The organism is Gemmatimonadota bacterium, assembly GCA_026706845.1.
Classification (GTDB): Bacteria; Latescibacterota; UBA2968; order UBA2968; family UBA2968; genus VXRD01.
Genome location: JAPOXY010000131.1, coordinates 1 through 13,846 on the forward strand (window position 1 = coordinate 1; position 13,846 = coordinate 13,846).

Genomic DNA, 13,846 nt, shown 5'->3' on the forward strand with positions numbered 1-13,846 from the left:
GCGGCGAGTGCGCCGAAGAGTACGTCGTTGACGAGCGAACTTTTGCCCGAGCCCGATACGCCGGTCACGCAGGTCAAGGTGCCCAGCGGAAATGAGACATCGACATTTTTTAAGTTGTTGTGCCGTGCGCCTACCACGCAAAGCGATCCCCGTTCGGGATTTCGCCGCTCATTGGGGACCTCGATTTGTAAATCGCCCGCGAGATAATGCGCGGTTATTGAGCCGTTGTCGGTTTTTAATTTGCGCGGATTGCCCGCAGCTACGATGCGTCCGCCTTCAACACCTGCGCCGGGCCCAAAGTCCAGAATGTGATCTGCCCGGTTCAGGGTCTCGCGGTCGTGTTCGACAATGAGGAGAGAGTTGCCCAGGTCGCGCAGTTGTGCCAGTGCCACCAATAACTGGTGGTTGTCGCGCTGGTGCAGGCCAATTGTCGGTTCGTCGAGTACGTAGAGTACCCCGGTTAGACCGGATCCGATCTGACTGGCCAGGCGAATGCGCTGCGCTTCGCCGCCCGATAGCGTGGGTGCTCGCCGTCCCAGGTTCAAATAGCCCAGGCCCACTTCGTCGAGAAATCGCAGGCGGCTCTGGATTTCGTGCAGTACTTCTGCGGCGGCTTCGCGCGCTTGTCCTTCCAAAATCATTGTGTCGAAATAGGTGCGTACTTCGCGGATGGGCATTGCCACCAGTTGGGGCATTGTTTTGCCGAATAGTTTTATTGCTGTACTTTCCGGCTTCAGGCGGGTTCCCTTGCAGGACGGACACGGCACGTCCTGGATAAAGTCACCCATTAGCCGACGGAATCGCGGTGCTTGCCGCACGAGGGTATCGATTGTGGGGAACAGGCCCTTGAATTGGAATGAGAGATTTTTAGAGGTCTTTAGCCACTGTGTGCCCAAACCGTATAAGATCGCGTGTCGTCCCTTTGCCGATATCTGCGCGAAAGGGGTGTGCAGGTCAAAGCCCGCGGCTTCGCCGACCGCAGATAGCATGTCGCCTATTTGTGTGTGCGGTTCTACGTTTCCCCAGGCGAGTACTGCGCCTTCGGACAATGATTTGTGAACATCGGGGATTAGTGTGTGAATGCCCATGCCGCGCTGCGTTCCCAGTCCTTCGCACGACAAACACCAGCCTTCGGAGCTGTTAAAAGAGAGATGCTGAGGGGTTATTGTCTCAAAACTGCGTCCGCAGGATGGACACGAGAGATGCTGGCTAAATCGCGTTTCTTCGCTGTCATCGGGCGATGCGACGATCAAAATGCCCCCCGAAATATCCAGCGCGATTTCGATGGAGTCCGCGATGCGTTTGCGGTTCTTTTTTTCTGCGGTTACGCGGTCTATCAGGATTTCGAGTCTGTGGGTCTGTCTGTAGTCGATCTCGGGCGGGTCTGACAGGTTGAAAACTGCGCCATTGAGTCTGCCGCGCAAATAACCTTTGCGGCGAAAGCGGTTGATCAAACTGGTATAATCTTCGCCCTTGCCGAGTTCTATGGGTGCGAGAAGGTAGAGACGGCGTTTCATTTTCAGTACGCGCGTTACAATTTCCCGAACGGACTGGTTGCCCGCCAATACATCGCAATCTGGACAACAGGTATCGCCCAATAATGCGTAGAGTGCCCGCAGGTAATCGTAAACCTCTGTTACGGTGCCTACGGTCGAGCGCGGGTTTTTGCTCGCGGCTTTTTGTTCAATGGCAATCGCGGGCGATAAGCCTACCACGCGATCGACCTTTGGTTTGGGCATCTGTCCCAGAAATTGCCGCGCATACGCGGATAGGGATTCGACATATCGCCGCTGTCCTTCGGCGTAAATTGTGTCGAGTGCCAGGGAAGATTTTCCCGAACCGGATACGCCGGAGATTACGGTCATTTTTTCGCGGGGAATGGATACATCCACATTTTGCAAATTGTTTTCCCGCGCGCCCACAATGTCAATGGTCCGCACCTGACCATTCGCAATTCGTTTACCGTTTTTTGCAGGTGCAGGTGGCGTGCGCGATAGCACTTCGTCAAGCGCGCGTCCCGTGTGGGAGTTGGGAGATTGCGTCAGGTGTTCGGGTGTGCCTTCTGCTATAATTTGTCCCCCGTCTTCTCCGCCTTCAGGTCCCAGATCGATGACCCAATCCGCGGTTTTGATTACGTCCAGATTGTGTTCGATAACCACCACGGAATTGCCCATATTCACGAGCCGATGCAATACGTTTAAGAGATTCTGGATATCGGCAAAATGCAGGCCCGTTGTCGGCTCGTCCAGGATGTACAGGGTTTTGCCCGTGCTCCTGCGGCACAGTTCTTTTGATAGTTTGACCCGTTGGGCTTCGCCGCCGGAGAGCGTTGGCGCGGGCTGGCCCAATTTGACGTAGCCCATTCCCACATCGACCAGGGTTTGGAGGATGCGATGAATGCCGGGGATTGCCTGAAAAAACAGATGCGCTTCTTCGACTTCCATTGCCAGCACATCGGCAATGGATTTGCCCTTGTACTTCACGTCCAGGGTTTCGCGATTAAAACGCCGCCCCTCACACACGGGACACGTTACCCACACGTCGGCGAGGAAGTCCATTTCGACGAGGTTTGCGCCATTGCCCTTACACGCCTCGCATCGTCCGCCTTTTACGTTAAAACTGAAGCGCCCGGGTTTATAGCCTCGTACCTTTGATTCGGGCAGTTCGGCGAATAATTTTCGAATGGGATCAAATACACCCGTATATGTCGCCGGATTGCTGCGCGGCGTGCGCCCGATGGGTTGCTGGTTGATCTCGATGACTTTGTCCAGGAGGTCTATGCCCTCAATGCAGCGGTGCGCGCCCGTTTCCGTTTCTGCGCGGTTTAATTCTCGCGCGAGGGAGGGATAGAGAATGTCGGCGATCAGCGATGATTTTCCCGATCCGGACACGCCCGTGACGCAGGTAAATACGCCGACGGGAATTTTTGCGTCGATATTTTTGAGGTTATTTTGAGATGCGCCCCGAATCCATAAGTTGCGATGCGATACGGGCCGCCTTTTGGGGACGGCAATTTTTTCTTTTCCCGAGAGATAAGCGCCTGTCACCGAGCGGGTTCTTCTCGCTATTTGTTTCCAGGACCCTTCGGCGACTATCCGACCACCGAGGTGCCCTGGCCCTGGTCCAAAATCCACCACCCGGTCCGCGCGGCGCATTGTGTCTTCGTCGTGTTCGACGACGATTACGGTATTGCCCACATCCCGCAGGCGGCACAGGGCGTTGAGTAATCGCCGATTGTCGCGGTGGTGCAGGCCAATTGACGGTTCGTCCAGCACATAGGTTACCCCGACTAATCCAGACCCAATCTGGCTGGCGAGGCGAATGCGTTGCGCCTCGCCGCCCGACAGCGTGGGTGCCGTGCGGTTGAGTGTGAGATAATCGAGACCCACGTCGAGAAGAAATTTTAGTCGCCCGCGAATTTCTTTCAGGGCGTCTTCGGCAATCCGCGCCTGGATCTCGGTCAATCTGAGGTCCTGAAAAAAGGCGTGTGCGCGATTGACGGTCATTGCCGTGACATCGGGCAGGGTGTGTCCTTCGATTTTGACGGAGAGGGCTTCGGGTTTTAAGCGCGTACCCTCGCATACGGGACATATGCCCACGCGCATAAAAGGCGCAAGCCGTTTGCGCACTATGGGACTCCGCCCCTCGGCGTACTGCCGCTCCATTGGGGGCAGAATGCCCTCAAATCCGTCGCGATGGCGTTTTATGCTGCCATTGCTGCGGCGCCATTCAAAGGTCATTTTGCCGTCTATGCCGTATAATAATGCCTGTTGGCCCTCTGGTGAGATGCGCTTATAGGGCGTTTGCAAGTCTGCGCCATGGCGCTTCAAAACGCCCGCGTAATAGTGAGATTTCCATCGGTTTTTGGGTACGCCCAGCGGCGCGATTGCGCCTTCCATTACAGATAATTCGGGATTGGGGACGACTTTTGCCAGATCCATTGCATAGCGCGTGCCCAATCCGCGGCAGCCGGGGCACATGCCCTGTGGGCTGTTGAATGAGAACAATTGCGGTACAGGCTCCTGCGCGCTGCGCCCGCAGGTGGGACAGGAAAAGTGCGTGCTCAGCAGAAGATCGTCTTCGCCCTCTGCGCTGACGATTATCGCCCCTTTGCCCATTATGAGACCGGCATCGACGGCTTCGCCAATGCGTCCCCGCATTGTTTTTTTTGCGATAACCCGATCGATTACGACCTCGATATCGTGTCTTTTGTAGCGCTCCAATTTCGGGGTCTCGGTCAATGTTGTGATCTGTCCATCCACGCGCGCACGGATATATCCCTCTTTTTGCAGATTTTCAAACAGGTCGTGGTACTCTCCTTTTCGGCCCTGTACGAGAGAAGATAGAATGTGAATGCGCGTGCCCTCGCCCAGTGCCATGATTCGATCCACAATGCCGTCGCGCGTTTGCGCCCCAATTGGCGTATTGTCATGCGCGCAATGGGGGATGCCTATTCGCGCAAATAATACGCGCAAATAGTCGTAGATTTCGGTTATTGTGCCCACGGTTGAGCGGGGGTTGCGTCCTGCGGTTTTTTGTTCGATGGAAATCGTTGGCGATAATCCCGTGATTTGATCGACTTCGGGTTTTTCCATTTGCCCCAAAAATTGACGCGCATACGCGGATAGGGATTCCACATAACGCCGCTGGCCTTCGGCATAGATGGTATCAAATGCCATTGATGACTTGCCCGAACCGGATACGCCGGTAAAACATATTAGCGCGTGTCGGGGCAATGTCAGGTCTATATTTTGCAAGTTGTGTACTCGCGCACCTTTTACGACGATGCTTTTTGTTTCCATAAGACTCCCAAATTTTAATTTTTAATTTTTTCGCATTGCAATATACTATACACACGTTCACCAATCAAGAGAGAACTCATCGGGTGATTGCAATGAGGGAAAATCCTTGTCATTGGACTTCTTTCGCTTTATACTTTCGAGTGCCAATATTTGCCCTACTACGCACGGGGGACAGTATGACAAAAATTTTGACTATTGACAGTGAAGAAGCCGCTGTAAACCGGATTGTCAAGATTCTCGAATCCAATGATTATCAGGCACAGAGCGCGACAACGTGGACCGAAGCGGTTGATGCGATCGCGCACGGACAACCCGATCTGGTGTTGCTCAATCTCGAGATGCCGATTGTTCACGGCGATGTGTTGATCGAATTTATTCGCGAAGAAGGCTTTGAAATGCCGGTGATTGCGGTATCGTTCCCCGTTGAGGAAGCAGAAGCCACAGCACTCATGGAACAGGGTGTTTACAGTATTGTTGAAAAACCATTTGAAGACAAGACACTCATCGAAAAAATAGAGCGCGTACTCGAAATAGCCAAATCAGAAGAAGTAGAACCGGATATATCTGCAGATGCAGAAGAGACCGAGGAGGGAGAGAAAGTATCGGAGGAAAATACTGAAGACGGAGAAGAGGCGGAAGCACCATCGGAAGCGCCCTCTGATGATGAAGGTAAATCAGAGTCTTTCCTCAAACAACCGCGCGATCTGAGAGCTTCGTCGCGTGCCAAAATGAGCAAGCGCAAAAAAATTATTATGTTCGCCATAATCGGGTTCTATGTTCTCATGGGGGTCTTTGCCATCATGTATTTTTTTACAGACGAAGTCCCGGCATTTGTAGGTCGGATACTCAGTAACTGGTAGAAAGGAGTTTTTTATGGGATTAAACGTCGCCGTGGTCGGTTTGGGGGGGATTGGCAACCGACACGCCACTATTTATAATGGTCACGACCAATGCAATCTCGCTGCTGTTTGCGATATAGACCAAAAACGCGCAGACGCCGCCGCGTCGCAATACGGTGCCAGGGCATTTTACACTGTGCGAGATATGATGGACGCGGGCCTGGATATCACTGTGGCAAGTGTTGCGACTGCCGGTCATGAAAATGGTGGCGACCACTACAAACCCACGATGGAACTCCTGGAAGCGGGTGTTCATGTACTCGGGGAAAAACCGATTTCGAATAATATTGACGAGGCAAAAGAGATGGTCGCCAAGGCGCGAAAGAAAAATTTGCGCTACGGCATTGATCTCAATCATCGGTTTACGCCTGCTGCTGCACGCGCCAAAGAATGGGTTGATCAGGGTCGCCTGGGCGAGATCAATATCATCAATATGACCATGTGGATCAATAACCCCCGAGAAACGTCGCCGTGGTTCCACATTCGCGCCCTGCACCCGCACTCTATTGACGTTATGCGCTACTTTTGTGGCGATATTGAAAAGGTGAGTGCTTTTTTTAAGCGCGGGGTAGATAACGATGGCAATCGCCGCGTGTGCTGGTCGAATATGCAACTCAATATGCGCTTTGCAGACGGTACGGTGGGTAATCTCACCGGAAGTTATGACGCTACGGGGCCGGGCGGTTCTTATGGCCTTGAACGCCTCGAGGTTGTGGGATCAGACGCCCGCTTTGTGCTCGAAGAAGCCTGTGAACATCTGCACTTTCACCCCCGCCGCTCAATGGAACTCGAACGCTATGACTACATCGGCGGTATGATGGCGTTCAGCGAGACATTTCAAAGTCGCATTGGGCGGTGGATAGAGCAAAACCTCGAAGATGTATCTCCCGAAGATATCGAGGGTTCGGGTGAAGAAGCACTCAAAGCACAGATGGTTATTGAAGCGGCGATAAAATCGTGGGAGACGGATGCGGTCGTTGCTGTTGAAGATGTGTGAAATTCAGGAGACAGATAATAGGAGATAAAAACCCTGTGAAACCAATTTCTACTTTTGTGGTCAAACCTTCGCTTCCCAAAGCGCTTCAGGGCCTGGAAGCACTGGCGTATAATCTGCGCTGGGCCTGGGATCCGGATACGATGGATCTGTTTCGACGCATTGATCCCATTCTCTGGGAAACAGTTTATCACAATCCAGTGCGCATGCTCAATGACATCAGCCAGGAACGCCTGAATCAACTTTCTGAAAATCCGGGATTCATGGCGCATTTTAAGCGGGTGTCTGAGTCTTTCCGCGCGTTTATGGATGGGGAGACCTATTTTCACTCTGCCCATGGCAAAACAGCGTCCGATATTCAAATCGCCTATTTCTCTGCGGAGTTTGGTCTTACCGAGAGCCTGCCGATTTATTCGGGTGGTCTGGGTGTGTTGGCCGGAGATCATCTCAAGTCTGCGAGTACACTGGGGTTGCCTTTTGCTGCGGTGGGTCTGCTGTATCAACACGGCTATTTCAATCAGTATCTCACAAATGACGGTTGGCAGCAAGAAGAATATACGGAAAATGACTATTACGCACTGCCCGTCCAGATTGTTCGCGATGAACGCGGGCGGGATATTACCATTACTCTCGCATTTCCCGAGGCAGAAGCGCGGGTGCGAATATGGAAAGTGCAGGTTGGGCGCATTCCCCTGTACTTGCTCGATACCAACTTGATGGAAAACCCGCCGTCTATCCGCGAAATTACGGCGCAACTTTACGGTGGGGATAGTGAAACGCGCATTCGGCAGGAAATTCTGCTGGGTATTGGCGGCGTGCGCGCGCTCAACGCATTGGGTCTGCAGCCCACCGTATGCCACATGAATGAAGGGCATTCGGCTTTTCTGGGGCTGGAGCGCATCCGACAGGCGATGCACACCGATGGTGCCACATTTGATCAGGCCGCAGAGTACACGTCAGCAGGTCACGTTTTTACGACTCATACCCCGGTTCCGGCCGGGCACGATGTTTTTCCCGTTTCTCTGATCGAAAAATACTTCAGGTCCTATGCGCATGAACTCGGTCTTTCCATGCCTGCGTTTCTCGCTTTGGGACAGGGAGGTCCCCAAAGAGCTGGCGACGGTTTTAACATGACTGTGCTCGCGTTCAGGCTGTCGTCCTATCGCAATGGCGTCAGCAAACTCCACGGCGAGGTCTCGCGCAATATGTGGCAATCGCTGTGGCCCGGGTTGCCGAAGAATGAAATCCCCATCGAGTCGATTACCAATGGCGTTCACATTGCTTCCCATATTTCGCAACAGATGCGCGCGCTTGAGGACAATTATATGGGACCTCGGCGCCTGGAGGAACCGCACGATCAGAGTGTGTGGGAGACGATAGACCATATCCCGCCCGAAGAACTCTGGCGCGTCCACGAGCGCAGGAGAGAACGCCTCGTTGCATTTGCCCGTCAACGTCTCAGAAAGCAGTTGCAGAGAGAAACAGCGTCGTCAATCGATATGGCGCGCGCCGACGAGGTCCTGACTGCCGATGCGCTTACGATTGGTTTTGCCAGGCGTTTTGCAACGTATAAGCGCGCGACACTTTTGTTTCACGATCTCGAAAGGCTCACGCGCATCCTGTGCAATGAGGAACGTCCTGTTCAGGTTATTTTTGCGGGCAAGGCGCATCCGCAAGACCACGCGGGGAAGGAATTTATCCAGGAAATTTTCAGTCTTACGCAGCGCGAGTATCTCCATCGCCGTCTGGTTTTTATCGAAAATTACGATATGTGTGTGGCGCGTTATCTCGTGCAAGGAGTCGATATCTGGCTGAATACGCCGATGAGACCCCAGGAAGCGAGCGGTACCAGTGGCATGAAAGCCGTTGCCAATGGCGCGCTAAATCTCAGTGTGCTCGATGGCTGGTGGGCAGAAGCCTATCAACCGGAATTGGGCTGGGAGATCGGTCACGGCAAAGAATACGACGATCCGGCATATCAGAACCAGATTGAAGCGCGGGCAATTTACAATATTCTCGAGAAAGAAGCCGTGCCGCTTTTTTACAATCGCGGTGTGGATGGGTTGCCCAGAGGATGGATCGCCCGGATGAAAAACGCCATGCGCGTGTTGTGTCCAAAGTTCAATACCCATCGCATGGTGCAGGAATATACCGAGCGGTTCTACTTGAAGGCGCATGCGCGATCAAAAAATCTTTCGGATAACAATGGCGCAAGAGCCAGTGCTCTGGCTGAATGGAAAGATAGGGTTCGCCATGGGTGGGGGGATGTCGCGATCCGTTCTGTAACGTCGAGCCAGATGCAAACATCGCATGTGGGCGATAAGATCGAAATTCGCGCAGATGTCGCGCTGGGCGACCTGGCTGTAGAGGATGTGGCTGTCGAGATTTTTCACGGGCAGGTCGGCACAGAGGGGCAAATTGTCCAGGGCGAGTCGCTGCCGATGGTGCTTGTGGATTCCCATACTTTTGTGGGGCACCTGTCTTTGCAAAAGAGCGGCCGGTGGGGCTATACGGTTCGCATTCGCCCGCACCACGAGGACCTCAATTCAATATGTGATACCGGGTTAATTACCTGGGCGTAACGAATAGACGAATAGACGAATAGACGAATCCCGCTCTACCACCCAAAGTTGTTACAAACTCCGCCGTAGATTCGTAGATTCGCTGATTCGTACAGCGGAGGTCGCTATGACCAAACTCTCCCAAAAATCCCTCGCAGATGATCCCACCTTTGATGCGTTTCTCCAGCATGCTCTTCAAAGTCGTTCCGATCACAATGTAGAACTCTTGACCCGCGCCTTTTATTTTGCCAGGAAGGCACATCAGGATCATTTTCGCAAGTCGGGCCAGCCGTATATTGTTCACGCGCTTGAGGTCGGGCGTATTCTTATCGATCTCAATCAGGATACTGCAACTCTGGTGGCTGGTATTTTGCACGATACCATAGCGCACGGCACAGCAACCCACGCACAAATCGCGCGTCATTTTGGTTCTCATATTGCCGATCTGGTTGACGGTGTGACCAGGATCAAAGATCTGACCTTCCAATCGCAAGAGGCCGAGCAAGCTGAGAATTTCCGCAAGATGTTTCTGTCTTTGATCAACGACTTGCGCGTTGTTCTCATTAAGTTTTGCGAGCGCCTGCACAATATGCGTACGCTGGATCCCCTGCCTCCTGAAACGCGCGAGCGCATGGCGCGCGAGAGTCTGGATATTTACGCGCCTCTGGCGCACCGTTTGGGGATTGCGCGTATTCGGTGGGAGCTTGAAGACCTGGCTCTCAAGTGGCTCGAACCCAAAGCCTATCGCGCGATTAGCAAAAAGATCCGCCTCAAGAGACGTGAGCGCGAGGCTTATATCGAAGAGATGCGCGTGCCGCTGGAAAAAATACTCAAGGAAGCAAATATTCGAGGGGAGATCACGGGACGTCCCAAGAATTTCTTCAGTATTCACCGAAAGATGCAGACGCGGAGCAAAGCTTTTGAAGATATTTACGATCTGTTGGCTATTCGCATACTGGTCGATACGGTTCAGGAATGTTATCACGTCCTGGGTATGATTCACTCGCTCTATACGCCGGTTATGCCCCGTTTTAAGGATTTCATTGCAACGCCTAAGAGCAATATGTATCAGTCTTTGCACACGACGGTGATAGGCCCGCGCGGGTTGATGATCGAGGTGCAGATACGCACCCACGAGATGCACCAGACAGCAGAGGAGGGTATTGCAGCACACTGGCTTTACAAAGAGGGGTCTCCAGAAAGGACAGAACTCGATCAACACATAGATGGGCTTCGCAATATGCTCGAGTGGCAGGGGGAGACATCAGATCCCCAGGAGATTATCGAAGAACTCAAGGTCGATCTTTTTTCAAACGAGATTTATGTTTTTACACCTCAGGGCGATCTGATTCAGCTTCCCGATGAGGCCACGCCCGTCGATTTTGCCTTTGCAGTGCATACCGAAATTGGCAATCGCTGCGTGGGTGCCCGCATTGACAGTCAGATGGTGCCACTTTCTACGCCGCTTGAGACAGGGCAGACGGTTGAGATTATTACGTCGCCGCACCAGCGTCCACACCGCGATTGGCTCGATTTTGTCAAGAGTGCCAAGGCGCGAAGTTGTATTCGCCGGGTTCTGCGCGAATGGGAAACCGATCAGACAGAGACTTTTACTGCTACCATCCAGGTCACGGGTAGGGATCGCACCAATTTGTTGTCCGATATGACGCAGGTTATGTCCAATCTCGGTGTTCCCATTGTGGGGGCCAGTATCGAGACTGAGCGCGAGGAATTTAACAACCAATTCCAGGTAGAGATCAAAAATGCCGATCACCTCGAAGAACTTCTGCAAAATCTCCGCAGGATTCCCAATGTCATGTCTGCTTATCTGCAAAGCCCGTAAAACCCAAGTCCTTCAGGCTTGGGATATCAGGGCTTACGATTTTATCGCTTTGAAGCTCCTCCGGAAAGTTCAGCTTGAGCGATGGAATGGATGAAAACAAAAAGCCGACGTTTGTGCGTCGGCTTTTTTGGTTGGACCTGCTTTGCATATAATCGTTTACTCGAACTCAAATACACCCCACTTTGAGTCGGGTGACTCCTTGATTATTGTGTTGTCCGAAAGCAGGACCTGAAATCTGTATCGACTGCCATTGACGGGCATCTGAGCATAGATTGAATAGCAACGTCGGCAAGCCGTTACCTTGATGTCTGTGTCGCAGGGGACACAGTCCCAAATTCCCATGGGATTTCTTTTGCATCGCAGGCACTCAATTGATTCAATCAGATGTTTGTTCCGTTCCTGGAATTTTTCCATATCGCCAGGAGACATGGGGCCTATATACGATACACCTGCAGAGTTGCATACCTTGCAGAATGATCTTTCGTCACCGTCCATTGTTCGTTTTTCGCCCGAGAAGTCATCGTACACCAGCAGACAATGCCCACACGCGAAGATGCCCTCCACGTCTGGCTCGCGGTCCTCAAAACGCCTGAAGTATTCCAGTATATCGGACTTGTCATTATCGGGCAGTTTTTCGAATGGCTGCATTTTGGTTCCACACTCATGGCAGCAACAGCCAAAGAAATTCTTTGCCCATCGACCAAAAGTCCCAAGGATTACGATAATGAGAATGGTTAAAATAATAAACGCTTCCACAGTTGGTTCCTCATGTTAGTGATTATCACATTTGCTCTTCCAGCCGACGCTTATCTTTAATGCGTACATTCAGTTTTTTGATGGCATTTAGATATTTGGCTTCGGACTTCCTGGCATAGGCTTCTTCTAATGCAGTTCGCGCTTGATCGAACAGGTCCGTGTACATATAGCCCAGACCAAGATTGTAATATGCCTTATGGACTAAAGGGGAATTGGGATAGGTCTCGGTTATCCTTTGAAAGATGTCAAGCGCGGCATCCCAATTTCCCAGCTTGACCATTCTAAAGCCACGTTCCAATTCTGGTATTTTTTTGTCGGTTTCAAATGAGACATACACACGCTCGGTATAAGGCACAATCATCCGCATAAAAGAGCGAATAATTTGCGTTCGGCACGCCTCAAAAAGGCGCGAGCGATCAATACGGAGCGGCTCTGAATTCTTCCTTGATTTTTTTGCGCTCTCAGATTTGTCAAACTTCCTGGTTGCCAAAATTTTTGATGTGCGCAAATCCACAATACGCAGGCTGACACTTACCTTTGCGGTCCCTTCACGGTAGTATGTTCGCGTGGTATCGACTTCACCCGTCTTTTTATCTTTTCGCTCAACATCTTTGTGGGTTAAATCCTCGCTGTAGTTGTATTCTGAAATAGTGCCGGAAATGAGGGCGATGTTTCCGGTACGATTGTTCTGGCCAAAACCCATCTTCAGGCTCTCGTGATCGAGTACTTCAAATCGTTTAGATTCAAAGAGGACCTGTATTAACTCAGCGGAGAATTTATGGCTCCCTGAGTCTTTGGTTTCTCCACCTCCTACAACCCGGACAAGATCGCTGAGTGCCGATAAGACTCCGCTTCCCGAACCTTTAATTTCTCCAACTGCAATTTTGTCAAAATCTTTTAGGTTAATTTCTGCTGGCTGGGTTACCGTAACGTAGAGTCCTGTGCTGCCACAACCTGTAAACAGACCTGAGATCAACAGGAGAGTAAGATTGATCAAATGCATTTTTTTCATAACGAATCTCTTGGGGTTTAATAGAGATATTGTCAAAACACAGTATAAAATGAGAAGGTTCTAACAGCAAGCCTGAAAGAACCTTCTTTGAATCTCCAATATAATGAGCCCTGGGGTGGATTTCGAGATCTACCTCCAAATTGCGTTTTTTGAAACACACCTATTTATGGTACCCTTCTTCGCGGAGTTTTTCCATGGCTCTCTGCACCAACTGTTTTCCCCACTCTTCGCCCGCCGCTATGGATTCCATCATGATTTGAGGTTGGACTTTAAGCATCTTTTTCCCTATAGGAGATTCATAAAATGCGATCAATTGCTTGATTTCCTCATGAGTAAAATGCTTTTCATAAATGGGTATGATCATTTCGATAAGATCATTTGGATTAACTTCAGCCATGTAATCAGCCCAGAACTTTTTATGAGCGTCTGAACGGCCTTCCTGCATGGTGAGAATCAGCCGATTCATAATTTGCATGCTGAGATTGCTGGCATCTGTTACTTCCATCAGGCGTTTGATATTCGTTCTCTTGGATACATCAGCCGGGTCGGGCATTTCTTCTGCGACTACATTAAGTGTCCCTATTAGAACCAATGACGCCACCCATATGATGATTTGTGTTTTCATACTGCTTGTCTCCTTTCTCGATTTACGACGTTACGCGGTACTCGAGTTGAGTACACGCTAATGGGTTCATTGCTCATAATCTGCAATATCTGTGCCAATGTGAGTCTATTTAAAATATACCGCTTTAAAGTGCTTTCGACACGTTTTTTAGAATGCGCTCTTCCTTTTGAGAAATATCATCTAACAAGGTGATAATCTTCAGAATACGATTCACATCCCACACCCTCTTGACCTCCACCAACGCCCGCAACTTAAGCATCATCAGATGAACCTGATGCGCCTTATGCTCAACTTCCTTGTACGCCTGATGAAACTGGTCTGACGGACGCAAATATCCTCGCTCCTCCAGATAAG

Annotated in this window: 9 protein-coding genes; 5 read left to right on the forward strand and 4 right to left on the reverse strand. The window is 51.2% G+C overall.

Translation table 11 applies throughout. The annotated features are described in order from the left end of the window. Positions 1 to 4,802, reverse strand: a 4,802-nt coding sequence (gene uvrA, locus OXG87_12705) for an excinuclease ABC subunit UvrA (protein MCY3870413.1), incomplete at its 3' end; no start/stop codon positions are given. 176 nt (positions 4,803 to 4,978) lie between these two features. On the opposite strand from uvrA, the gene OXG87_12710 reads away from it, so the two are divergent. The 5 genes from OXG87_12710 to OXG87_12730 all read left to right on the forward strand — a co-directional run bounded on the left by OXG87_12710 (position 4,979) and on the right by OXG87_12730 (position 11,837). Further along, positions 4,979 to 5,662: a response regulator gene (locus OXG87_12710; protein MCY3870414.1), complete on the forward strand. Its 684-nt coding sequence runs from the start codon at positions 4,979 to 4,981 to the stop codon at positions 5,660 to 5,662. A 13-nt stretch (positions 5,663 to 5,675) separates the two neighbouring features. After that, entirely contained in the window at positions 5,676 to 6,698 is a 1,023-nt protein-coding gene (locus OXG87_12715) for a Gfo/Idh/MocA family oxidoreductase (protein MCY3870415.1), read from the forward strand. Positions 6,699 to 6,733: 35 nt separating this feature from the next. Further along, a complete protein-coding gene (gene glgP / locus OXG87_12720; GenBank protein ID MCY3870416.1) occupies positions 6,734 to 9,277 on the forward strand; it encodes an alpha-glucan family phosphorylase in 2,544 nt (847 codons plus the stop codon). A gap of 106 nt (positions 9,278 to 9,383) precedes the next feature. Continuing rightward, positions 9,384 to 11,099 (forward strand): RelA/SpoT family protein, encoded by a 1,716-nt coding sequence (locus OXG87_12725; protein MCY3870417.1) that lies wholly within the window; start codon positions 9,384 to 9,386, stop codon positions 11,097 to 11,099. A 537-nt stretch (positions 11,100 to 11,636) separates the two neighbouring features. Next, the gene (locus OXG87_12730) at positions 11,637 to 11,837 is read left to right on the forward strand and encodes a hypothetical protein (protein ID MCY3870418.1); all 201 of its coding nucleotides are present in this window, start codon (positions 11,637 to 11,639) and stop codon (positions 11,835 to 11,837) included. 43 nt (positions 11,838 to 11,880) lie between these two features. Here the strand turns inward: OXG87_12730 and OXG87_12735 are convergent, their stop codons facing one another. The 3 genes from OXG87_12735 to OXG87_12745 form a co-directional block, all read right to left on the reverse strand. Continuing rightward, positions 11,881 to 12,867 (reverse strand): tetratricopeptide repeat protein, encoded by a 987-nt coding sequence (locus OXG87_12735; protein MCY3870419.1) that lies wholly within the window; start codon positions 12,865 to 12,867, stop codon positions 11,881 to 11,883. A 160-nt stretch (positions 12,868 to 13,027) separates the two neighbouring features. Continuing rightward, positions 13,028 to 13,492: a DUF2059 domain-containing protein gene (locus OXG87_12740; GenBank protein MCY3870420.1), complete on the reverse strand. Its 465-nt coding sequence runs from the start codon at positions 13,490 to 13,492 to the stop codon at positions 13,028 to 13,030. 124 nt (positions 13,493 to 13,616) lie between these two features. Continuing rightward, on the reverse strand, positions 13,617 to 13,846 hold a 230-nt coding region (locus OXG87_12745), incomplete at its 5' end, for a hypothetical protein (GenBank protein MCY3870421.1).